Source organism: Candidatus Symbiothrix dinenymphae, from assembly GCF_001431085.1.
This window is the reverse complement of sequence record NZ_BBRU01000314.1, coordinates 1-522: the sequence shown is the minus strand read 5'-3', so window position 1 is coordinate 522 and position 522 is coordinate 1. Positions and strand designations below refer to the sequence as shown.

The following is a 522-nucleotide window of genomic DNA, read 5'->3' as shown; positions in this document are numbered from 1 at the left end:
TTACAGGCTTTGGAAGCAAAGCATCCGGGCGAAAAGGAGTACCTGCAAGCTGTTGGGGAAGTGCTTCATTCGATTGAGGATGTGTATAATCAACATCCTGAGTTTGAAAAAGTTAAGCTGATTGAGCGTTTGGTGGAGCCTGACCGTATTTTCATGTTTCGTGTGCCTTGGGTGGACGATGCCGGCAATGTGCAGGTCAATTTGGGCTACCGTGTGCAGTTCAACAACGCGATTGGACCCTACAAAGGCGGTTTGCGCTTCCACGCTTCGGTTACGCTATCGACGCTGAAGTTTTTGGGCTTTGAGCAGACATTCAAAAACGCCCTCACCACCCTGCCTATGGGCGGCGGCAAGGGTGGTTCAGATTTCTCACCGAAGGGCAAATCCAATGCCGAAATCATGCGCTTCTGCCGGGCATTTACGCTCGAATTGTGGAAACACATCGGTCCCGACACCGACGTTCCGGCGGGCGACATCGGCGTGGGCGGTCGCGAAATAGGCTACATCTATGGCATGTACAAA

The 522-nt window shown here is 52.3% G+C and carries 1 protein-coding gene; it reads left to right on the top strand.

Going from position 1 to position 522, the window contains the following annotated elements:
• The coding region (locus tag ASC50_RS03885; RefSeq protein WP_420885208.1) for a Glu/Leu/Phe/Val dehydrogenase dimerization domain-containing protein at window positions 1-522 on the top strand (522 nt) is incomplete at both ends.